The sequence below is a fragment of the Lactococcus fujiensis JCM 16395 genome, from assembly GCF_002441655.1.
Classification (GTDB): Bacteria; Bacillota; Bacilli; order Lactobacillales; family Streptococcaceae; genus Lactococcus; species Lactococcus fujiensis.
This window is the reverse complement of sequence record NZ_JXJU01000001.1, coordinates 266,596-287,247: the sequence shown is the minus strand read 5'-3', so window position 1 is coordinate 287,247 and position 20,652 is coordinate 266,596. Positions and strand designations below refer to the sequence as shown.

The window sequence follows — 20,652 nt, the reverse complement described above, 5'->3', positions numbered from 1 at the left end:
CTTCGGTAAAAAGAGGTGTATTACTACACCCCCATTTTACCTCTGTTTCGCGAAAAAGTGTAGTCATAAAAGACTATAAATCAGGCTTTCGTGCGTTTTTCATTAAATGTCGAATCACTTTGAGTAGCGCGGCTTTGTTTTCCTTGGTTGGCGTGAAATTCGAGCTGATAATGTATGTCGTATCACCAATCTTGATTTTTCGCGAATTATCCTTTTTAACGACTTTTTCATCGTTTTTTTGAAGGTTATTTTTCTCTGTCATTATCTTCGACTCCTTTTATTTCAAACTTTTCATCGCTCGGCACCGGATAGCCGAATTTCGCGAAACTGATATCTGAATCTATTTCGTTGCCCCAAACATCCCAACCGGGCGTTGGTCGGCGTGCAAATAGCTCCAATTTCTTGTTTTTCACACCTGACTCAATCTGTTCTTCATTTAAGTTCAACTTCCCCGAAACCCGCTCTATAATCGCATAGAGTTCCTCTGGCTTGTGCGAATGATCTTGAACTGGCCAAAATTGCCAAGTCGGCTGCGATTTGAAACCGACCGGCGCTTTGCCCTTCGTCGCAAAAATCACTTGTTCGGTCGCATTTCTCAGATAGACGCCTAGCTGAATGCGAGGTTTGCACCATGTCAAAATTGAGCGATAGGTAAATCCCCAATCTTCCAAAATCTCCTTCACATAAGGAATTGTTGCATTGGTAACCCAGAGCCAGAGGTGAGCGTTATCCTCAGTAATAGCTTGTATCGCTTCGCCCATTTTCCTAATCTCGTCCAGATTCATCAGGTCATAATGTTTTGCGGCGCCATGTGCGCCTTTTTGTTGGATGTCCCATGGTGGGTCTGCCAAAACAACCGAGTATTTTTTCTTAGTTTTATTGTTTTCTTGTTTCATAGTTTCCTCCATTTTTTCAGTTAAATTCGCGAAGAATCTCCTCTATTCCCAGTCATGATAAAGTTCCAATAAGCCTGTTTATCTTCCTCTATAAAATCCACTAATTCGTGAAAATTCTGCTCAAACGCCAGCCGCTGGACACTGTTCACGTCCAGCATGTTAATTTCGCCGCTTTCGCGAATTGCCATGATTTGCTCAAAAATTGTGTCTGTCATAAATCTCCTTTTACTTTAATTTTTTCGCGATTTCACGAACCACATTGACCGTCACACCATTTCCCGCCTGTTTGTAGAGCTGTTGATCCGAACAAACTTTTTGCGCCCGATCAAACGCCCATTCAGGCATACTTTGGAGTCGCCAACATTCGCGAGGGGTCAGTTTTCGGATTCGCCAATCATCCAGCACCGCATCCGGCGAAGTTGTAATTGTACCGCTATACCCCTTTCTAACGGAACCGCGCGCGTTGGATTGTAAACTAATATTGTCGCCGTTTTGTGCCGTCAGAAAGGGCTTGTTTCGGCTGTTATTTCGGATGGCGATCATCTGTGGCTCATGGGCAAAACTCGCGAGCAGGGTCGGCGATAGGCCGTTTTCGCGAACTATTTTACGCCGCTGCGGCAGCTTGCCTGTCTTGTGAGGTAAAATCGCGATTCGGTTATTTTTCCAAACCAGTTTTTCGCAACGTTTTTCCGAGAGGAAATATTTTTCTTCTGCTTTCTCCTCTAAGATGTCCAACAAGATAGACTCGTTCTCGGTTTTGCGGCACGCCGAAATCTTTGCTGTTAAGTACTTGCCATTCGACATCATACCCCAGTCCATCAAGGGTGGAGAGGATAACTCTAAAAGTCTGCCCCCCCCTGAGATAAAAGCCCTTTGACGTTTTCAAGCAACAAAAGCCGTGGTTGGATTTGTTTAATCGCGCGGGCAATTTCGAAGAATAGCGTGCTGCGAGTTTTATCCAAAAAGCCTCGTCTTTTGCCTGCAATACTGAAACTTTGACAGGGGAAGCAGGCGCAGATGAGGTCGCATTTCCCGCGAAACTCACGCCATTCTTCATCGCTAACATTTCTGATGTCATGGTATTCTTTTTCTCCTTCCGTGTTAGAAATCGCTTTGTAGCTGGCTCTCGCGAATTTGTCGTTGTCGCAAAAGCCGATCATTCGTGTCCTTCAGATTCAAGTGCTAGGCGAAATCCACCAACGCCTGAAAACAAATCTAAAAATATCATCTAATTCCTTTCGTTTTAACTGACTCGTTAAAGATTTTCATTATTCCTTAAATGCTAACTACCAAACCAAATCTTTCCAGTTTCAAGCTGTTCTCCTTGATGAGCATTTTCAATTAAATGAGTGATTGCCCAATAATCATCCAAGCCTTCGTATGAGACACCTTCCCCAAAAATCTGTCTATTTTTAGGTGGCTCAACACTTTCAATCAAAGCCTCCCCACCCAATTCCCGCCACCAATCTGGGCGACAGACTTCTCGGTCTTCAACAGGGCCAATAGACCCCAAACGACTTTCCCCATAGCCATTTTCGGCATAAAGTGTCTTATAGTGTTTTGCCTCATCATTAAAAGCTGCCACTAGTCGCTCCCACAAAATATCCGCGATTTCTTGATGTTGACTTTTATCCATTGCTTTCCTCTCCACTTTCTGTGCCGATAATTAGTGGCACTAAATCATTTTCAATCACTACCTGAAACAAGATACTCGCCTCAGGCATCTTCTCCCGCAACAGATTCAGGATTTGCGCACAACGTTTCTCATCTGGTACCAACCACACAATATAAGGTGTTATCCCACTCCGCTTTTCTTCAATGCCGGTATTAAAATAACTGACATAGATTTGACACTTCGCGAGAATCCGCCTCGGGCTCTCAGTTCCTCGGTCTATTTCCAAAAAATAACTTTCCTCAAAACCGCCATTCATTAGCCAAGCGTAAAGGTCAGGTTTCAAAATGGAGAATTCTCCAGCATTTCTGAAATCTCGCCAACACTTTGGTTCAAAATCAATGGTTAGTTGAGAAATTTTGCCTCCGATTACTAACTCACGTAATTTTGTGGCAATTTCTGAAATGCCTAATTGGTGTTCCAGAAACAATGGTTTGCCTTCTGTTCTATGTTTACGACTTGGCGGCAACCCTGTGTGTTTTAATCTTAAAATTTTGTAGCCAGCTTCTGTCAAGCGCCAGACACTTGGGGCGCTGCCACCATACGTTTCTTTGACATAACCGCCAATCCTACGTGGCAATTTGCCAATCATACCTGCTAATTCTAGTTTTTTGGTCATTCTATTTGTGGCACGTTTGGCTGCTAATTCTGTTTGATAGCCGTTGAAAAATTGTCGTCTGATCATGTCCGTTGTTAGAAATTTTGCTTCGTTCAGTAGTTTCAACATCTTTAATTCACGTTCTGTTAATCCCTGAAAAATATCATGGGCTTGTTTTTTCGAAATGTATTTTGACATACGATTCCTTTCTTGATTATAATTTTTTAAGGCGCGCTCTCTTATTGTTTTCAGATTGAAAACAATAGAGTCTTGTCCGAATTATCATTATTTTTCGCGCTATTTCGCAAAATATTGCTATTCCTTCCTCAGCACGAAACGACGTGCGACAGGACAGGCTTTTCAGATAGAAAAGTTATGATTTTGGTCAAACTGTTTAGCCAGCTCACCCTGGTTTCTCTCTTTCATAGTTAGGTTTTCTAGTCAGTTTGGAACTTGAAAACTCTTCTATTTCTTGGTTGAGGTCATTCATCCGAGTTTCAATCTCATTTCGATCGCCACCATAATGCTTAGCTGATTGGGCAAATATTTCCAAAGGATCTCTCAGACTTTTCCCTGGTGGAAATGCTTGTCCTGAAATAAAATCGGTGCTGCCTTGGTCGGCCTCTAATTTGGTGTAGATTTGATACTGTGGTAGTTTCATGAAGTCTGTCTCGCTCAAACTGTCCGATAGCATAGCGAACTCTCGCGCATCATATTTCGTCAGATTGAAAACAATTTTTGAGCGAGCATTTATCATAATCGTCTCTTTCAAATCTCTCGGCAACTGACCGAGATTTTGATGTGCGAAACAAAACCCTAGACCAAGACTTCTTGACATCGCAAGCATTTCCGAAACATCTGCCGCAGATTTTTTGAGGTAATTCTGGAACTCATCAATATATAGCACCACTGGATTTCGAGCATTTTCAGGCAGACTCGCCCTTTTCAACGTAAAATCCCAGAGGAGACCAATCACCAAACTTGCCACGAATTCGCTGATATCTTTGCCCACTAAACCTGAATTGAGCGGAACAAGTAGAATTTTATTTTTAGTGAAAACCTCACGTAAATCAAATTTCGGTCTGACTTGACCAAGAATCCCTATCAAGCTCTGCCTGACTTGGATTGGCTCCAAACGATTTAGAAGTGGCGCGACTTGCATACGTTTTTCACTTTCAGACAGTTTGTCAAAATCTTGCCAAAAACGTTTAAGGTAAGGATCTTTTAAAGCCGATGTCACTTTCTTTCTGAACTGCGCATTTGAAAACAACAGGGGTAATTCAAGCAGGGTTGCTTGTCCATGGATGGCTAAGGTCAAAATGCCACCTGTTAACATTTTTTCGCCATAGATGCCCATATCCGGAATCAAAGATTTGAGACTGGTCATCACCGTTTCCGCGAGGAGCTCAGGTCTTGTCTCATCAGCGTAGGCAAATGGATTTAAACCGACTGGATTCGGACAGGTTGGATCAAGCACCACCACATCATTTATCCGATTTGCAGGTATTTTTTCGCACAAACTTTGTACCAGCGAATACTTTGGATCAATCACAATCGCACCTCTGCCTTCGCGAATATCAGACAGGATCAGATTCTCAAGCACCACAGATTTTCCTGAACCCGTCGGACCAATCACGTGCAAATGTTTCAAGGCTTGTTGGCTTGGCAGATTGAGCAATTTCTTGTCTTCTGGATTTTGATTGAGGCTTTCGCCAAAAGTTCGCGAATTTTTTGAAACATAATCTTTACTTGGCAATAACAGTTTCGGATGAATATCACGTACACCTCTGAAATTAGCCTCGCCTGTTGGTAAAAGAAAGAGATTACTTAGCTCAGAGATTGATAGACGATTTGTAAATCGCAGAGGAATTTTAGCGCTGTTCAAGAGGTCACTTCGACAGTCTCGCTGTTTTAAATGCACGCCTGCCGTCTCAGTCAACCTCAAACTAGCATACAAACTTCTGAGCATATTTTGAGCATGGCTTTTATTTTGACTTGAGGCACCAAGGCGAAGCAAAACATTCATCGACGCAGTGCTTACTTTTTCAGACATGGCTGAAGTTTCAGATTTACTGGCTTCAGGGATGCCTGAAAGAACCTGCCAAAAACTAGGATTAGGTTTTTGAAAATGAGCTGGCGCTAGACTGCCCGTGAAAGCACGACCGATCATGAGCTGAAAGACAAGCGACTCATCTTTACCAGCACCCGCAAGCGCAGCTAGTGTTGAACGCGTTAGCAGTTCGCTTTCATCAATTTTGAAAGACATTGTAGACTGGGAGAAAGCTAACTCTCTCGCGAAGTCAACTGCTGGTCTCTTATCATCTTCTGCTTTCAGGGGCTTGCCTAATTCGACAGCGCCTTGAATGTTTAAAAGAGATTTCAAGCGTACCAGTTCATCACGTTCGCCGCCAAGATAAAAATGAATTTTATTTTCCTGACCCCTGATCTCCCAAATCAAAGGGTTTCGATGTGGAAAGGTTGCGAGGCTTTTCGCGAAATTTTCAACAGAATTATATTCAATCGGCCGCGGCCAATAGACTTCTCTGAAAATCAGGTCTTGATATTTTCGACTCATGTTCTCACCACCAATCCTTCTTGGATTTGCGATAAGCACGCACTAACAAGATGGCGCTTATAATACCGCCGATGACGATGAGCTCTGGCAAGAGACAATTGAACATAGCCAATGCGACACGCAGTAGCGCCAACGTAAAGACGAGTTGGATGGCACTCGTAAGATATTTTTTCATTGCGCAACCCACTTTCCATTTCACAATATTTGTTGCGATTCCTATGCTCTATACCTAGCACTTGACTCCTTTCGTTTGGCTAATCATGCTTGCAGTTAAACACGATCATTTGACGGTTTCAAGAGCGTTAACAGATATAAGGCTTTACGATGAGACAATAAAGCTATCAGTTGTCAAGATAAGAGAGATTGATTTTTTGTACTGACTTTGGGGGTGTTGTAAATTTTATTGGCATAAGTGTAATGCCCGTAGCCAACTCTCTTAAAGTCAGCTATTACTCTATTAATTTCTTCATTTTTAGCAATTTCCAACATCTGATATTTTGTCTCGTAATACTTACGATCTATCTCAGCTTGTGCATGTAATTCACAAATCATTTGTTTTTCCTTGATATTCTTGGGTTTGTTTTTAGGGACAATTTCCAAGTCAAAACATACATAAATCGCAATTTCAATGCTAAGTACAACAAATAATACTTCCATTATTGAACTCCTTTTGTGCGTTTGCAGTATTCTTGCCAAATAGCTTCTACCATCATTTTGTGATGTGCTTCTGCAGCATTTTGTTCGATTTCAAATTTGGTTAACATTTCGCGGGCAAGTTGTTCTTGAGCTTCAATTACCAAATTATCGTCCACGTTTACCTGAATATTAACGTCACAACTCGAGGATAGGCTTACTAAATAAATGGCGATGCCTACCAAAATGATAAAGAAAAGAAATCCCAGCATTTTTTGCACCTCCCTAAAAATTGTATATATCGTTTGCTGCACCGCTAACAAATGCCTGAAGTAAATGCTGAACATATGGCGAAGCATCGGGATAGATCTGTGAAATCGTGAGTGCAGTATTAGCTAGATTTGATGTTTCCATCATGGCAGTTTGCGTAAGACGAGCTTTGCCCTGAACTTTCATTTGGCCGACAAAAGTTTTTGCTATGGCGAGTTGCGCGTCACGATTTGCTTGACGTCTTATACCATAACTAAGGTTTTTGTTGCTGAAGTTAGCAGGTGTAATGATTTCACCATTAATAGATTTTAAATCGTTCATTTTATTCTCCTTAAATTGTTGATTGTCTTTTTGATCCCATTTACTCTTGAAATTTGGCGAGGAAAAGAAAATCTCTCGCTCTTGTTGTTGTTTCGACCAGTCTTTTGCATTTTGATGCACCTCTGCTGGTGTAAATGGAAAGGCTGATTTACGCCAATGAAATGTTTTTTTCTCATACAGTTTCTCCTTATAGTTTGTTAAAAAATACCAACAAATTTTCTTTACACCTTCATTTTGATGTTTCTCATTTGAGAAATACACTCTAAATTTGAGAATTTTTTGAGAAAAATAAAAACGTCATTACTTACCGTAATGACGCGATTTTCCTACACCATTCAAAAATAAACTTTACCTTCATCCCTTAATTTAATCCATTCGGATAAAAATTCGTGGTCTTCGACAAGGATTTTATTAAAATTCTCAATAGCAAATTCCTGGAGAACTAATGGATGTTCAAAGTCAAGCATCTCTTTGTAAAACCAATCAATAAGAGCACCTATCATAACATCATCCATTGCATACTCTATGGCGGTTGCGATGACTTTTTTATCCATGCCATACATAAACCACAATCTCAGTACAATTTGAATCACATCGAGGTTAAGCTCAGTTTCAGCATTTACGATTTCGAGGAGGTTATGAATTGAAATATACAAAGCATTCTCCAAAATTTTCGTAGGTGTAATTTCTTTTGACTGTTTCATAATACAGCCTTTCTTGCGCCATAGATTTTGCTTGCGTTTCCACAAGCAAGCGGCTTGTGGAAGTATGTCGCATATTAGCAAGATCTACCGCCATTATATAATCACATATCACTAAAAAAGTCAATAGCAATTCTCTCTTACGTTTGATACAATTAAAGTAATAACAGAGGTGCTAAAGATGAATAATGATTGGAATTTTAAGAGTTTTGTCGACATTTTAATAGCGTCAAGAAAAACTATTCGAGACAATGTGTCACGTTCTCGCCCTAAGATCGCGGAAAGACTATTTTATTTGATTCTACCTAGCTCAGTTTGTGGAAACGATGAAAAAGCAGCTCAAAAATATGTGGCAGCAGGAGAAAAACCTCCACTTGAAATTACCGATGACCATTCCGCAGAGGCTAGAAGTATTTACGGTCTATCAGATGATGAGATAACTGAGCAATATATTACATCTAATGAATTTGATGAAATTTTCGATTTTTTCATTCCAGAAATATATGCCTACCTCATACATAAATGTATTACAGTTCTTGAAGATTACAACCCCGAAGATTTAAACTCTAATTTAACCAAACTTGTAAGAGAATCCGAAACAAATCCCAACAATAAGCTTTTCCTATTTCATTGTCTAATAGATGTTCTAGCTTTTAGAATTAACAAAGGTTCCCGAGGAATAAGTGACGATTTCTTGCGAGAAAACAGGATAATCGAAGAAAGAAAAGCATTGGGAATTCCCGAAAAAATTAACGGGCAGCGGTCAACATCAGATGAACTCCTGAAAAGCAAAAATACAAACATTGAATTTCTTACAAAAAATCCTCGCCTCATTGTTGAGCAATATAAACAAAGAAGCCTAGACGAATGGGATACATTGCAACAAGAATTAGCAGATGGTAATGGTAAGGTGTTTATACAAGGTCTATCTGGTATTGGCAAGAGCGAGTTTGCGAAAGAGTTTTGGAATAAGGCAAAAGAAAGTGGAGAGTTTAAGTATTTTGCTTGGATTGATTTTGAAAATGACTTAGAATCTTCTTTATTTCGTCAATTCTATCCTGCTATGAATGAAGATGGGACGCCTAAAATCACCCAGAGCATTCTATTAAAAAGGGTTCAGGATATGGGAACTCAATTACTACTTATAATCGATAATTTCAGCTCTAAAGAAGGGTTTGAAAAAGATAGCTTATTATCTGATTTACTTGCATTCAACTGCACTGTATTGATTACTACTACCGAGTTCTTGGATTATACTGGATTAAAGAGACACAAACTCGAATCATTGTCTTTAGATAATTGTATTTCTCTATTTAAAGATTATTACTCCGCAGAATATGATGACGAAAAAATATCTACAATCATTCAATTATTGGGGTTTCATACTATATCCATTGAGCTTGTTTCTAAAAGCTGTAACGAGGAAAGGGTCTTACTAAATAATATCATAAGCTTCCTTTCGGAAAATAATCTCGCATATAGCGATGTCGAAATTTCAACAAACCACCCGAGATTAACTACAAATGAAACTGTCAAAGATCAATTAGTTAAATTGTTTTCAATTATGCAAAAATATCTTCACAAAGAGGAGATTTCTATATTAATAGGTTTTTCAATTTTTAAAAAGGCTAGTTTCACGCGAGAGCAGGCAATGGACTGGTTTGATTTAAAATCAATGAAATACTTAGAAAAAATGGTTAAGCTAGGGTGGTTAAAATCTGAAAAATTCCCAGAACGTGATCAAAATATTTATTCAATACATGACGCTTGCGCTCTTTTAGTCCTAAATCAGTTTGATATCACAGTCTATTACCAACACTTCTCACATATTGTAGAAAGCGACATATACTGGAAAGAAATACGAAGTACGAGTGTTATCAATGAGGATTTCGTATTAAGAATAACTTCGTTTATCGAAAGTTTCTTATATATTGAAAAGTCTTTTAACTTTATTTTCTTGATAAATGATTATGCTTACAAGCTATATTATATGACCTCAAAGCATTACAATTTCTACAAGGAAAGATGCAAAGTCTACATTCAGCAAGCAAAAAGTATCCTAAAACAAATGAATGCAGGTGATTTTGAAAAATGCAAGGATTCATCATATCTAATAAATGACGAGCCAGACACATTTGATAGCTTAAACTACCAGATCGAGATAAGTTTAGATATTATAATGATATTTTTGTTATCTACAGAAAAATCGAAAAACTCATTCATGAAACAAGAATCATTGTATCAAGAGCTTCTTACCAAGCATCCTCTGATAAATAAAGAAAAACTAGTATATCAATTTGATTATATTAATATCAGTCAAGAGCTTCTGTGGCTTTATTGTGATTATGAACAGAAAGAAAAAATCTTACCCTGTATCCAGAAATTAACGGAACTACAAGAAAATTTTTCTTATTCTCACATTCAAAACGATATTGTTTATAAAAATTATGCGGAACTAGACCTTTTATGTTTTACAAACATCGCTCGAGGATATATTATTATTAAAAATTATACTTCTGCTGAAGAATATCTTGAAAAATCAAGAAAAATGCTCAATTTCCTTAAAAAACTTAAGACTGATGATACACGTTATGTTTCGATAGAAAACTACAAATATTTAAAACATATGTTATTGGTTTGCAAAAACAGAGGGGTTGATGCATACAAACAATCCCTTTGTGATAAATACCACTTCATAAAGAAATCAACTATGGATGAATTCGCAAAAAAACGAATATTGGAAGGAATTTTATTTGCATATAATCCTTTTTATTTGGATAAGGAACAAGACAAAAAAGTTCCATAATTTGTTTTTAGTGCATTGTTTATAAGAAACTCCACAAGCCTTCACTACTATCTTACGGTTTTTCTTATAAGTTAATTGTATGAGTTCGAATTATTTTGCATCACATCGCGAAGAACTTTTTGAACATATCAAAGATATTCAAAAACCGAGTCATGTTTTCAATGTGTTAGAATTTATGTTGATTGAATTAGGACTTCATGAAGAGGTTGCGATTTATTCAAAGTATTTGGATATAAAATATACACGCGATTATCAAAAAGAATTGGAAAAACTTCTAAAAAATTGATCTAAAAATAAGACATCCGGAATATCAAATTCTTGATGTCTTTTTACATATTTTGTGCAGCCAAACTAACTTATTGCTTAACTTTTCCAACACAAAACCGTTCACTTTGACCAAAATTTTCCTTCAAAAATTTGGTGGTATGAAAATAAACTTGATGCTACTTTACAGATTGTACCTGATATAAAAAATCTACTTTACGTTTCCTCAGACGGATTTGTGAGTCATAAATTCACAAATTTGTTCGGTGGGTTGGACGCTGGAATCGCGTGGGTCTGGTAAACTTTCCTTTCTCTAATTATTTTTATTTTTTCCACTAAAGATATGCCTATAAATTTGAGAGAACAACCAGCCTATAAATACTCCTACAAGGCCGATAACCGTAGTTTCTGTCTTAGGGTGATCCCTCCAAAAATCTTTCCATGAATTAGTAATATTATTTTCTTTTACTATTACTTCAAAAGTTATATAGCCATCGAACTTAGAACTACCATCAGAGCCCCGTCCACTTTTGAGTTCCCCATTCATATAATCTGTTCCGATAAGAGCGCCACTTTTAGAAAATATTTCATTATCTATTTTGGAAAAAGTATTATTACTGAGACCACGCCTGCTGTTATAGTATTTCGCAGAGTTTGGGACGAACTCAACGCGATAGCTTGTATTGCCAAAAATATATGCTTCAGACCAGAATTTTCCAATACTTCCATCATTAGGTGATGCGGTTATATCTCCTATATTGCTTGCACTCAGAGTTCCAACAATAGAAATATTGTTAGTATTATTATTCTCAATTTTCGCGAAAGCTCTAACATTTTTAGCTACAAGATCTAAATCCGATACAGAAGTATTGAAATGACAAGTTATATTAAATGTGTAGTCATATACTAAAGATAAGTCCATCAACATTAAAAAATTATAAGTTCAAAAAGCAGAGATTAGCGAATAATTTATCCGGTCCACTATTCAATCATTTTGCAATTAATATTCTATATTCTGATCTTTGTGATTATTTTCTTCACATCTTCCAAATAGTCATCCGTCACCTCTGGTATCAGTTGACTCCCCTCAATCGCATTCATCATCACAGCCTCTTTCTCTTTCAACCGATTATAAACTAGTCGATCGATAAAGCCGTTGTGCGCCTTGTTTCCCTCTGTCATCAAATAATAATAGCGTGTGTATTGATCATCAGCTAGTCCTAAACGATGGATACGATCACGCGATTGCAGCATAAAAGTCAAATTAAAGTTGTATTCAAAGTAGACCGCATCATGAACTGTTTGGTGCAATGAGATGGATTCTCCTAAGGTTGCCGGATTTGAAATCAGCACTTGAACGGGACCACTACGAAATTGATTGATCAACTCAACACGGTCCTCTTTAAGGGTTTGGCCGTAAATCAAATGCGATAATATTCCTTTTTCTTTTAACGCATTGTCGATTTTGTGCATGGTGCCAACAAACATCCCCCAGACAATAACCTTCTTGCCTTCAGCAACAAGTTGCTCAATGAGCTGCATTCCAGCAAGAAACTTGGGTGTCACCATCGAGTCTACTCCTGCATCAAGATACATACGTTGTTTTGCTTTGCTTTGTTCGGCCGAATCCAGCGCAGAACCCAACGTATAATCCATCTCATCAAATAAGAAACCTAAATCTTGTAAATTGATTTTTTCAGTTAAAAGAGCGGGATTGGTTGAAGCTTGTAGCAATCGAATATATCGCCCTAAAACATTGGTCTCAACTTCGTGAATCGTTTTGGACAAATCTGCTTGTCTGCTACTTGGTTGGACAATGACTAGCTGGTCTGGTTCTGCTTCAGGAACGTTTAAATCTTTTTTTGTCGTGCGCCAGAAAAAAGGTTGCATCTTCTCATTAATCTCATTCGCATTTGACACCTCCAACTCATGAATATTCCAACCAAAGAATGACTCGTATTCATTGTCATAGAGCAAGTGTAGAAAATTATAAATATCCTTATAAGAATTCGGGATAGGTGTTCCCGTAAGTACGTAATGATAACGGGCTTGCTTACCTAGCTCTAAAGCGTTTCGCGCACGTTTTCCTACCGGATTTTTAATGCGATGCACCTCATCGAACACTATCATTGCCTTTTCATCAATTAAGGCATTCAAAACCGACAGTTTCCATCCAAAGAGCGATTCATAATTAATTACAATCACATTGGCTATTCCCCAATTCGTTCGGATGTCAGCTGGATTATCAAAGTCTTTCAAGTTCATGAAGGAAAGTTGGCGCTTATCACCAAATACTTCGATGAATTCTGTGCGCCAAGCTTCAAAGGCATTCAGTGGTGCAATGACTAATAGTTTATTCACTTCATCCAGTGCTGAAGAAGAAAGGTAAGCAAATGCGCCATAGGTCATGGCTGTTTTTCCTGCACCAGGCACACTAAAATTCGTAGCCCGTCTCATAGTTGCCAGATAAAAACTTGCTTGGACTTGTTGGGATTTTAATGGGCGACTGATTTCTTGATCAATGACTTCTTTAAACTTCTGTAATTCATCGTCCCATCGGCCATCGTACTCTTTAATGGTCATCCCAGCAACTCGCTGTTCGTTAATGGCATAGTGATTTTGTTCAATGAAAGCACGTATTTCTTGATCTACCTCAAGACTGCCGTTGAGTCTGTCGTTAAGCTTTTCAATCAAGTCAGTGAGCTGAACATAATTCAACTCACTGGAAAGTACTAATTGGTCAATATCTTGAAAGAACGATTGGTAACGTTCTAGCAATCGGTTAATTTTACGTGTTTTTAGAATCCCCTCATCATTATCGACGAACTTAAATAATCCATCTAAACTTACCAACCGAACGTTAGAACTCATCTTCGTATACCTCTATTAGGTCACCACTTAAAAGATTGATTTTAACTAGCATCTCCCGAATTTCGGCCACTTGATCTTTAGAAAAATTTGAGAACTGTAGATTACCCGTTAGACCATCTCCGCGTTTCATATCATTTAAGGTATTCAGTGTCTCCCTTACATCCGCGATAAAACTATCGACATTCTTGCCACGATTTTGACGATTAACGGTCTTATTATACACTTCACTGATTTGGCGTAATTCTGGCGTGGCTTCTTCCAATCGTTTGCGGTAATCTGCAGCCGATTGGATAGGTTGACTTTCTAGCTTGTCCCGAAAATCTTCAACAAAGTCTTCGATAGCATCATTGTAATCATCGTTATCAACAGAACTGACAATGTTCTTTAAATAATCACGAACTTCCCTAACGGTATCGCCACCAGTGTGGACCATTTTCCCTAATAATGCAAAAGCCGTTTCTTTTGTTTGTTCGTATTTTGGTCCCTGATTGGGAAAAGTTTTTGCAAATTTCTTTGCAAGCTCAAATAATGGATTATAAAGTTTAGCATCTTTGATAATATAATAAGCCTCGGTCGAAGCATTAATAAACTCAAGAAAATCATGGGTTAACTCAATGGTTGCTATTCGATTTTCTATTTCTTTGAGAGTCATATTAGCTTCATTCGCATAATCTTTTTTCGTCATTAAGCTATCGCTGATGATTGTTTGATAAATATCTACCGCTAAATCCACAGGGTCATATTGAAGTTTCTCTTCGGTTCCCATCTGTATGGCTAATTCAAGTCGCTTAATCTGAGCGCGGTCTGCTTTGGCATCATAAGTAAACGGCAAAATAACTGCTTCAAAGTATTGACTCGTCCCAGCTTCAGTTTGCAACTGTCTTAAGGCCGTAAAACGGCGGTTCCCGTCAATAATACGACCATCTTGCAACACATACCCATAGACTTGTTGACCTTTTTCTTTGATTGATTTTTTAGTTTTCTTTAAGGCAGAGGCGTTATCTTCCTCAATAAAGGCTGCGATTTTATCGTTATAGTCCGAATCTAATTCATCCGCATGAGGAGATAGCGTTCCAAATTCTCTACGAATCTGCGTAGCAATTCGACCGTTCTCATCATTATAGTATAAGTATTTCAACGGGATACGATACACATCAAGCATCGTATCTGTTAATTTGGGGATGGTCGTCGGTAATTTAGGTTTGGCACCCGTTTTTGCAATATCACCAGATTCTACTAAATTCATCAAATTAGTTATCATGTAATTTCGCCACCTTTCTTAGTTTCGCATAGACCTCTTCAGCCGTTGTTGCTTCTTGATACTCAATCCCATGTTCTTTTAATGTGCCAAAGAATTGCTCCTGAATCGCCACAATTTGTTCATCGCTGAGTCGTTTTCCGGAACCTTCCGCTTTCGTCTCCACTAATAAGTAGACATGAGATTGATCTTCACGTTCTACCACATAAACAAAGTCGGGTGTCGTGGTTCCGCCCATATATTTGGGAACTTGAATGGCTTTCTTGGGCAATTTACCAAAAGAAAGAATCGTGGAGTCATAACCCCGTTTTAAAAGTTCTCGTTCAGGATTCACTGAATCATAACGAAGCGGTGGGATTTCATAGAGTTGTCGACCATCATCTCGTACATCATTGTCTTCATTAACACCAATAACCGTCGCCAGAATATCCTCTTTAAAGTCATTCGTTGCCACATCAAACACAGAGGTACTAGCTTGGAAATCTAAAGCCTGATAGCGAAAACTCTGGGCATAACGCTTTTCGAAACGCTCTTTGAAGTCACGCACTAGATTAGCCAAAGTGAGTTCATTTAAATAGTTTGTATTTCCATGATAGGTTTCTTTTAAGGCACTCAGTAAACTCTTATGCAATTGCGCTGGTTTCAATTTGGTGCGTTGTGTCAGTTTAAGCAAGAATTCACCATATTTCATACCAGTCATTGGTTTACGGCTGTCATAATTGGCTGTTTGTTCACGTATCCGCATTTCACCATTTTCATCATGATAATACAGTTCGTTGCGCGTGAATTCTGGATACTGGAGTGTAAAGTTATCCTTATTGTGTATCATTTCATCGATGAGCAGTTGTAAGGCCTCATCATTCACGCGGTCAAATTCTAACATATAGCGATTAGAAAATTGCTCCCACAAATGGCGCATTTTTTGCCAATTCTCTTTATTCAGTTTAATCCGCTGTTTATCCTTGAGGCCGCCAGTGGTAATTTTGCCTTTTTTCACTTGTGTCGTTTCCGTTAGAATCGGATACAAGTCCATCAATTTTTCAAAACCATTCTCTTTAAAGTCATTATTACGTTTAATAATACCTTCAGTATCGAGTTGTTCTAATAGAGTTTCTTCATCTAAGTTGTCTGTCTTTTCAATAATTAATTGAATCATCTCTGACGTCAATTTTGTCTCATCTAATTTAACGATCGCATCGGCATTAACTTCCGCCACTAATTTATTGGCAAACTCTTTTTCATCATAACCAATCAAGAATCGTAATTTACTTGAGAGTTCATCCTGCAAAAGTCGGTGCCCATTCTCATCCACAGGTAAGCGCAGGCCACGGCCAACTTCTTGAATTTTGGAATTTTCACTCCCTGATGTTCGTAATTTAGCGATAACGAAAACATTGGGGTTATCCCAGCCTTCGCGGAGCGTCCACTTAGAGAATAAGAAACGGCGCGTCTGCCAGTTTCCTTTCTCGTCCTTGAATGACAATAGCTTTTCTTTGTTCTTCAAAATATCATCCACTTCAGCTTGAATCGCTTCATCTCCGGAACCACGGTCTTCGCCAAAGTAGCCCGCATGGACATTTTTCGTTAAATCAGCTAGAGTCGCTTGTAGAAACGATAAATATTCTTGCTCCCGAGGCAATTTCTTCAAGCGAAACTCACGTATCAGCGCTTCTACTTTGCGACGCAGGTGTTTCTCGAATAATTCTTTCAGCCAACCTTTTTCATCTCGATACGATTTAATAGAATCGATAAAAAAGAGGGACAAGGTTTTGACTTTCGGTTGATAGTCGTTTTCCCGCATGAAATTTGGTATTTCTGCCTCAAAGTGCTTTTCAATGGCATCCCGAATAATGAGTTCTTGGTAGGAGCTTGTCATAGTAGCAGGCAAAAAGGCCATACCTTTTTCCAGTTCTAAGCCATTTGAGAGCATCTTAGCTCCTTCATAATAAATATCCCCATCAAACCCAATGTCCTCACCGACACTGTAAGTATAGGTGGTTGATCCATTTTTTAAAACCAATTGCTTGCTGGTTACCGAGTCCACCACATACCTGTCCTTAGCGTCCGTCTCAGTCACATTGGGATAATAAACATCAATGCCTTTAACTAAACCGTTGTTGAAAGAAGAGACCGCATTGAGGTTAAATTGAGGTTGTTTGCGGTAATAGTCTTTCACGAGAGTTGCTTGACGACCTCTGCCAACCTTAACATCAGGAAAGGTTGCGCCAAAGCGAATAATCATTTGCGGTTCGACTGCCGTAATTGATTTATAGTTTGCTTTATCTCTTGGAAAGCGGTGGGGCTCATCAATCATCACAATGGGACGAGTGGCTTTCAGTCCTTCTAAGGGGGATGTCCAACCAGACAAAAGCGTTTGAGCGTAATCTTTTTTCATAGAAGATGAATTAAGCATTCCCGCATTAATCAATAAGACATGAATGGTCGATGAATTCAAGCGGTCACCTTCAATAAACTCTACCAAGTGAGCGGGCAGTAAGCCTTTTTTACTATTAAAATCGCCGGCATTGATGACATTAAGGTTGACTTGAGTATTTTCATAGTACTGAGAGAAATGTTGTTTGGCATAATCCGCCGTGATAAAGTTTTTCCAGCCTTCTTTAATGGCTGGGCTTGGTACCACCACGATAAACTTAAATAAGCCATATTTTTGATGCAAGTCATACATGGCGCGCACACCAACATAGGTTTTACCTGTTCCTGTCTCCATCTTGATATCAATGTTTGTATTCTCATTGCCTCGCCCGTTAATAATCGGGTTGGCGTAGACATAGTCTTTATCTGGATCAGTCGTGCGTTCATCTAATCCATAAAAAGCTTCATCCAATGCTTGAAGGGCTTCAAGCTGATGGGGTAATTCTTCTAATAGAATCTTCATGCTTTTAGCCTCCTAATATCTCACTTGTAGATTGACTTTATTTTCAAGTTGATTCAATGCAATCTCTAATTCTCGTAAGCTTTCCATTTCCAGGGTATAGCCATAGACAACAATGGTTTGAACCACTAATTCATTTTTACCTATCGCATTGACCAAAGCTCTCGTATTCTCTGCTCGCCAATTGTTCGCAATTAAGTAAATACGTTGATTGTTCACATAAGGTAACTGAATTCCAGCAAAGTCTTTCATCTGTAATGGTACATCAAACTTGTAGTTATCTTTCGCAAGGTAAGTGTGTAAAATGGTATCAAACCCATCTGCATTCCCTGCGACACCTAATTTTTCACTTGAGAATGCGTCAATCATATCATCAAATAAGTCGAGTTGTAATTGGTCATCATAATCAATTTTCTCAAGGGTTTCTTGGGTAGGAGCCACCACACGGTAATGTTTAAAGCCAAAATCAAAATTCTTACTTAAGTTCTTAAATTTATTATTAATAATAATACTCGCGTTAAAAATTCTTTGTTTTGTTAACTCATCAATAAAATGAGGTCTCTTATGTGAATCAAGAAAGTTAATCTGAGCTTTTATATCTTTTTTACTACTTGAATTTGCCGCATTTAGTCGCTCATCTAAGTTCTCCGGCAACTGTACTAAGATAAATTGATTATTTGAACTATTTTCTGCATTATCGTTCAATACCGCGGAGGCGGTTGTTCCTGAGCCGGCAAAAAAGTCCATGACAATTCCATTTTTCACACCAGACCACTTGATCAATTGTTTTATCAATCTAATGGGCTTTTTACCATTTTTAAATTCAACTCCATCCTCTTTTGATACGTTACCCATATCTCGCCAAAATTCTTTCCAATAATCTCCACGTATAACCGACCTGCCATAAACTGTATTAAAACTGTCTGTTTTATTATAATTTTCCGACAAAGCAGCATATTGTACAACTATCCCATTTTTAATTCCTAGATTATAGGGTGCTTGGCGTTTAACCGACTTATAAACCTTCCATTCGCCTTGAACTAGGTCTCTAATAATCGCATCAGGAATATTGGGTATTTCAGTGCGCTCCCTAGTAATCTTTTCCAAGTTATCTAGAACAAACTTTTTTGCTGCGTCAGATTTATCAAATATATCCGCAAAAGATTTTAAAGAAATTTTTTTTGAAGTCCCCCCAGTTATTGTAGAATAATCTAAAAGAATTGAATCATTCTGATTAATAATTTCAATGAGCGGTTTCACCTTAGAGTCATCATCTAGGAAAAGAGAGTAATGCGTATCAAAGCCTTCAACAAAATCATAAAGAGGCTGTCTTTTCACAGAATCAAAATTATAATTTCGTTTAGTATATATTAGTACAAACTCTCCATTTTTAGCTATTGCGCCATCTTTTGCTGCGTTCAACTTCATACCACCAGTGTTTGACATTTCCACCATTAACTGATCGATAAAGCTTGCTTCCCCAAACACCTCATCCATCAACAACTTCAAATTTGCCTGTTCATTGTCATCAATGGACACAAAGATTACACCGGTGTCTTTCAGCACTTTTTTAGCCAAATATAGTCTAGGATACATAAAGGTTAGCCAAGCACTGTGCGTGGCTTTACCTTGAATCGATTTCAAGCGTTTCAATTCATCGTCATTTATAGCAAACATGTCTTTAAGTTGATCATCGGAATACTCAAAGTTATCTGGGTAGACAAAACCATCTGAACCGGTATTGTAGGGCGGATCAATATAGATAAAATCCACACTGTTGGCATAGTTTTGTTGCAGGTGGCGTAAGACCTCTAAATTGTCCCCGGTAAAGAATAAATTTTTGCTATTTTTGTTTTCTTCTTTTTGGTTATGGTCGTTATCTGGCACGATAACGGTGGTTGGTCGTTCACCCGCTTGCTTCTTGGCATAATTCTTACCAATGAAATCTAAGCGGTAGCCACTAGATAGCTCATCAATGTTATGTTCTTTTAAGGCTTGTTGAAATTTTTCATTGTCAAAGGTTGATGATTCAGCCAAATTGCCTTGTTCATCATATTTGGTAGCGGTAAAAAATTCTGGCATTTTTTGACGTAGTTCGTCTAAAAAAGCAGAATTTGGTTTGATTGATTCATTGAATTGTTGATTATCTCGTAACATCTTGACACTTCCTCTTGATAAATTATTTTGTCTTTTACTTTAAATTACAGAATGCTATTAAATAGTAAAATGACTATTGGTGCCATTATACCATAAAACCGCCACTATCAAAGGTTTTACAGATAGATCATACTCAGGTATTCTTGACGTTAAGTCAATTTATTAGAGTCAAAAACTTATAATTTTAATGTATTTATTTTAAGCGATTTCTTTTTCAAATTGATTAGGCGTAAGATACCCTAAACTTTGATGGATTACTATACAGACTACCAATTCTGGTAATTTCACTATCTGCTAAAACTTTATTTTTTAGCTTGTTATAATGTTTAACTGCAGTTTTTTGTTCCTCTTCCGTCTTTCCCTTTGTTGCTATGGAAACATCAGACTTTACGTTATTTCTTACAGTATGTTCGCGAACTACAATACTCTTATTTCCAAATTCTAACATTTGTCGTATCTCTTCAGGGCTAGCATTTGGATTTAATTTCCCTTGAAGTTCTTCTTTTTCTTCCTCTGTCCCGTGCTCCATCACGCACTCTTGTAAATGTCCTTCTCTTTTATGTGGCGTAAAAAATTTCCTTTTCGCATTTTCATCCCCATATTTTGTCAAAGTAAGTTGTATTCCACAATGATCTGTATCCAAACACATAAACATGCTGGCTCCTGTAAAATCATCCGTTTTACAAAACCGCTCCCAAGCGACTTTAGCATTTAGGATTCCTCCCGTATCAGCACTT

Annotated in this window: 18 protein-coding genes and 1 pseudogene; 2 read left to right on the top strand and 17 right to left on the bottom strand. The window is 38.2% G+C overall.

All coding sequences use genetic code 11. The annotated features are described in order from the left end of the window. Nucleotides 1–73: 73 nt before the first annotated feature. From RT41_RS01330 to RT41_RS01280, 11 genes and pseudogenes are all read right to left on the bottom strand, one after another. Nucleotides 74–262, bottom strand: coding sequence for a hypothetical protein (locus tag RT41_RS01330; protein ID WP_021721908.1), 189 nt, complete (start codon nt 260–262; stop codon nt 74–76). Then, nucleotides 246–896 carry an MT-A70 family methyltransferase gene (locus RT41_RS01325; RefSeq protein WP_219524929.1) on the bottom strand — a complete coding sequence of 217 codons (651 nt, stop codon included), beginning with the start codon at nt 894–896 and terminating at the stop codon, nt 246–248. The genes RT41_RS01330 and RT41_RS01325 overlap by 17 nt, the downstream gene beginning before the upstream one ends. A 20-nt stretch (nt 897–916) precedes the next feature. Next, on the bottom strand, nt 917–1,111 hold the full coding sequence (locus RT41_RS01320) for a DUF5049 domain-containing protein (RefSeq protein ID WP_054638926.1): 195 nt from the start codon (nt 1,109–1,111) through the stop codon (nt 917–919). 10 nt (nt 1,112–1,121) lie between these two features. Beyond that, a pseudogene (locus RT41_RS10770) lies at nt 1,122–2,124 on the bottom strand (DNA cytosine methyltransferase). 54 nt (nt 2,125–2,178) lie between these two features. Beyond that, entirely contained in the window at nt 2,179–2,532 is a 354-nt protein-coding gene (locus tag RT41_RS01310; RefSeq protein ID WP_096816937.1) for a hypothetical protein, read from the bottom strand. Continuing rightward, nucleotides 2,525–3,364: a replication-relaxation family protein gene (locus RT41_RS01305; RefSeq protein WP_054638928.1), complete on the bottom strand. Its 840-nt coding sequence runs from the start codon at nt 3,362–3,364 to the stop codon at nt 2,525–2,527. The genes RT41_RS01310 and RT41_RS01305 overlap by 8 nt, the downstream gene beginning before the upstream one ends. A gap of 205 nt (nt 3,365–3,569) precedes the next feature. Further along, nucleotides 3,570–5,741 (bottom strand): type IV secretory system conjugative DNA transfer family protein, encoded by a 2,172-nt coding sequence (locus tag RT41_RS01300; protein WP_096816936.1) that lies wholly within the window; start codon nt 5,739–5,741, stop codon nt 3,570–3,572. 348 nt (nt 5,742–6,089) lie between these two features. Further along, a complete protein-coding gene (locus tag RT41_RS01295) occupies nt 6,090–6,398 on the bottom strand; it encodes a hypothetical protein (RefSeq protein WP_096816935.1) in 309 nt (102 codons plus the stop codon). After that, nucleotides 6,398–6,646: a hypothetical protein gene (locus tag RT41_RS01290; protein WP_096816934.1), complete on the bottom strand. Its 249-nt coding sequence runs from the start codon at nt 6,644–6,646 to the stop codon at nt 6,398–6,400. Before RT41_RS01290 ends, RT41_RS01295 begins: the two co-directional genes overlap by 1 nt. Before the next feature lie 13 nt (nt 6,647–6,659). Continuing rightward, nucleotides 6,660–7,226: a hypothetical protein gene (locus RT41_RS01285; protein WP_096816933.1), complete on the bottom strand. Its 567-nt coding sequence runs from the start codon at nt 7,224–7,226 to the stop codon at nt 6,660–6,662. Nucleotides 7,227–7,300: 74 nt separating this feature from the next. After that, entirely contained in the window at nt 7,301–7,669 is a 369-nt protein-coding gene (locus tag RT41_RS01280; RefSeq protein WP_143467336.1) for a hypothetical protein, read from the bottom strand. Nucleotides 7,670–7,847: 178 nt separating this feature from the next. Here RT41_RS01280 and RT41_RS01275 point away from each other — a divergent pair, with 178 nt between their 5' ends. Together RT41_RS01275 and RT41_RS01270 are read left to right on the top strand one after the other, a co-directional pair. Further along, nucleotides 7,848–10,472 carry an NB-ARC domain-containing protein gene (locus RT41_RS01275; RefSeq protein ID WP_096816932.1) on the top strand — a complete coding sequence of 875 codons (2,625 nt, stop codon included), beginning with the start codon at nt 7,848–7,850 and terminating at the stop codon, nt 10,470–10,472. 79 nt (nt 10,473–10,551) lie between these two features. Further along, nucleotides 10,552–10,758, top strand: a complete 207-nt coding sequence (locus RT41_RS01270) for a hypothetical protein (RefSeq protein ID WP_054638941.1) — start codon at nt 10,552–10,554, stop codon at nt 10,756–10,758. A 291-nt stretch (nt 10,759–11,049) separates the two neighbouring features. Here the strand turns inward: RT41_RS01270 and RT41_RS01265 are convergent, their stop codons facing one another. The 6 genes from RT41_RS01265 to RT41_RS01240 all read right to left on the bottom strand — a co-directional run bounded on the left by RT41_RS01265 (nt 11,050) and on the right by RT41_RS01240 (nt 20,570). After that, the gene (locus RT41_RS01265) at nt 11,050–11,664 is read right to left on the bottom strand and encodes a hypothetical protein (RefSeq protein WP_096816931.1); all 615 of its coding nucleotides are present in this window, start codon (nt 11,662–11,664) and stop codon (nt 11,050–11,052) included. 80 nt (nt 11,665–11,744) lie between these two features. Then, a complete protein-coding gene (locus tag RT41_RS01260; RefSeq protein ID WP_096816930.1) occupies nt 11,745–13,607 on the bottom strand; it encodes a DEAD/DEAH box helicase in 1,863 nt (620 codons plus the stop codon). Then, nucleotides 13,597–14,853, bottom strand: coding sequence for a ParB N-terminal domain-containing protein (locus RT41_RS01255; protein WP_245811555.1), 1,257 nt, complete (start codon nt 14,851–14,853; stop codon nt 13,597–13,599). Before RT41_RS01255 ends, RT41_RS01260 begins: the two co-directional genes overlap by 11 nt. A 4-nt stretch (nt 14,854–14,857) precedes the next feature. Then, nucleotides 14,858–17,761 carry a type III restriction-modification system endonuclease gene (locus RT41_RS01250; protein WP_096816928.1) on the bottom strand — a complete coding sequence of 968 codons (2,904 nt, stop codon included), beginning with the start codon at nt 17,759–17,761 and terminating at the stop codon, nt 14,858–14,860. Between the two features lie 12 nt (nt 17,762–17,773). Continuing rightward, nucleotides 17,774–19,915 carry a site-specific DNA-methyltransferase gene (locus RT41_RS01245; protein WP_096816927.1) on the bottom strand — a complete coding sequence of 714 codons (2,142 nt, stop codon included), beginning with the start codon at nt 19,913–19,915 and terminating at the stop codon, nt 17,774–17,776. A gap of 223 nt (nt 19,916–20,138) precedes the next feature. Further along, nucleotides 20,139–20,570, bottom strand: a complete 432-nt coding sequence (locus tag RT41_RS01240) for a hypothetical protein (RefSeq protein WP_096816926.1) — start codon at nt 20,568–20,570, stop codon at nt 20,139–20,141. Between the last annotated feature and the right edge of the window lie 82 nt (nt 20,571–20,652).

What these genes read in the sequence shown, in the direction of transcription:
- RT41_RS01330 (WP_021721908.1), bottom strand. Translation starts at nt 262, where the DNA reads ATGACAGAGAAAAATAACCTTCAAAAAAACGATGAAAAAGTCGTTAAA.
- RT41_RS01325 (WP_219524929.1), bottom strand. Translation starts at nt 896, where the DNA reads ATGAAACAAGAAAACAATAAAACTAAGAAAAAATACTCGGTTGTTTTG.
- RT41_RS01320 (WP_054638926.1), bottom strand. Translation starts at nt 1,111, where the DNA reads ATGACAGACACAATTTTTGAGCAAATCATGGCAATTCGCGAAAGCGGC.
- RT41_RS01310 (WP_096816937.1), bottom strand. Translation starts at nt 2,532, where the DNA reads ATGGATAAAAGTCAACATCAAGAAATCGCGGATATTTTGTGGGAGCGA.
- RT41_RS01305 (WP_054638928.1), bottom strand. Translation starts at nt 3,364, where the DNA reads ATGTCAAAATACATTTCGAAAAAACAAGCCCATGATATTTTTCAGGGA.
- RT41_RS01300 (WP_096816936.1), bottom strand. Translation starts at nt 5,741, where the DNA reads ATGAGTCGAAAATATCAAGACCTGATTTTCAGAGAAGTCTATTGGCCG.
- RT41_RS01295 (WP_096816935.1), bottom strand. Translation starts at nt 6,398, where the DNA reads ATGGAAGTATTATTTGTTGTACTTAGCATTGAAATTGCGATTTATGTA.
- RT41_RS01290 (WP_096816934.1), bottom strand. Translation starts at nt 6,646, where the DNA reads ATGCTGGGATTTCTTTTCTTTATCATTTTGGTAGGCATCGCCATTTAT.
- RT41_RS01280 (WP_143467336.1), bottom strand. Translation starts at nt 7,669, where the DNA reads ATGAAACAGTCAAAAGAAATTACACCTACGAAAATTTTGGAGAATGCT.
- RT41_RS01275 (WP_096816932.1), top strand. Translation starts at nt 7,848, where the DNA reads ATGAATAATGATTGGAATTTTAAGAGTTTTGTCGACATTTTAATAGCG.
- RT41_RS01270 (WP_054638941.1), top strand. Translation starts at nt 10,552, where the DNA reads ATGAGTTCGAATTATTTTGCATCACATCGCGAAGAACTTTTTGAACAT.
- RT41_RS01265 (WP_096816931.1), bottom strand. Translation starts at nt 11,664, where the DNA reads ATGTTGATGGACTTATCTTTAGTATATGACTACACATTTAATATAACT.
- RT41_RS01260 (WP_096816930.1), bottom strand. Translation starts at nt 13,607, where the DNA reads ATGAGTTCTAACGTTCGGTTGGTAAGTTTAGATGGATTATTTAAGTTC.
- RT41_RS01255 (WP_245811555.1), bottom strand. Translation starts at nt 14,853, where the DNA reads ATGAATTTAGTAGAATCTGGTGATATTGCAAAAACGGGTGCCAAACCT.
- RT41_RS01250 (WP_096816928.1), bottom strand. Translation starts at nt 17,761, where the DNA reads ATGAAGATTCTATTAGAAGAATTACCCCATCAGCTTGAAGCCCTTCAA.
- RT41_RS01245 (WP_096816927.1), bottom strand. Translation starts at nt 19,915, where the DNA reads ATGTTACGAGATAATCAACAATTCAATGAATCAATCAAACCAAATTCT.
- RT41_RS01240 (WP_096816926.1), bottom strand. Translation starts at nt 20,570, where the DNA reads ATGTTTATGTGTTTGGATACAGATCATTGTGGAATACAACTTACTTTG.